Below are 1,101 nucleotides of genomic sequence, written 5' to 3'. Positions count from 1 at the left end.
CACCCATACGGGAGGGGGTAATAGTAATCAAGCAATAAACCACCATGCAGGAACTCCAGCAATTCGCTGCGGTCTGCAAGGAACGTTTCGGTATTGAAGCGTTTCAAATCCATATACACAAGGACGAAGGATACATGAACGCAAAGCAATGGACACCTAACCTTCACGCCCATGTAGTTTTCGATTGGACGCAGCCGAACGGGAAGAGTGTGCGTTTATCGCGTGATGACATGGCAGAACTCCAAACCATAGCATCTGAAGCACTGGGCATGGAACGTGGTGTTTCTTCTGATCGCAAACACTTATCGGCTATGCAGTACAAGACCGAATGTGCGAAAGAACAGCTTCAGGAACTATCCAACGATATATCCAGTGCGTTAGACAAGCACAAGGACGTGCAAAACCAGCTTCTTCAGCTTCAGAAAGAACTACGTTCCATTGAAACAAAGAAAAAGGTCCAAAAACTCATTTCTAAGGCTTCAGAGAAGTTTTACGGCTTGATAGGGAAAACGGTTAACGATAGGGAAAAAGATGCCTTAAAAGCCAAAATAAAGGCTTTAGAGGGGGAAAATGAACAGCTATCCGATAGACTGGGAAAGGCTATACTTGAAAAAGAGCGAAACGGCACAAAGGTATTCAAAGCCGAGAACGACAAGGAGTATTATAGACAGCAAATGGACAATGCAAGGACAACCAGTAACCGACTAAGAACGGAGAACCAAGAACTAAAGACCGAAACCAAGGAATTGAAAAAAGAACTTGGTAAGATGAAAGACTTGTTCAATTCCGAACAACTGGAGGCTTTAAGGCATCATTTCCCAAACATATCAAAAGCTATGGAAGAGGGGAAAGACCTACTCAAGCAAATCACCAGAAGCAGAGGTTTCGGCATGGGTATGTAACCCCCCCCCCGCCCCCAAAGGGGGAGCGACCAAACGGCAGCTTCACTCAATGGAGTGTTACGCCGTTCGGGTTCGGAAGAAATTTTGCAGGGTTCGAAAAACGGTTGTGTGCTTATTCGAAAAAAAGTTTATGGTGTGGGCGCTCGTCGGGACGGGTGGTCCCGCCCCTTGCCGCTGGGCGCTCCCCGACCGATGATTT

At 46.7% G+C, this 1,101-nt stretch carries 1 protein-coding gene; it reads left to right on the top strand.

What is annotated here, in order from left to right; translation table 11 throughout:
• The first annotated feature begins 134 nt into the window (after positions 1–134).
• Positions 135–902 (top strand): hypothetical protein, encoded by a 768-nt coding sequence (locus RE027_RS17785; RefSeq protein ID WP_368809626.1) that lies wholly within the window; start codon positions 135–137, stop codon positions 900–902.
• Positions 903–1,101 lie beyond the last annotated feature (199 nt).

Origin of the sequence: Kocuria sabuli, assembly GCF_040981185.1 — a bacterium.
In the GTDB taxonomy this organism is placed as follows: Bacteria; Actinomycetota; Actinomycetes; order Actinomycetales; family Micrococcaceae; genus Kocuria; species Kocuria sabuli.
This window is presented reverse-complemented; position numbering and strand designations above follow the sequence as displayed.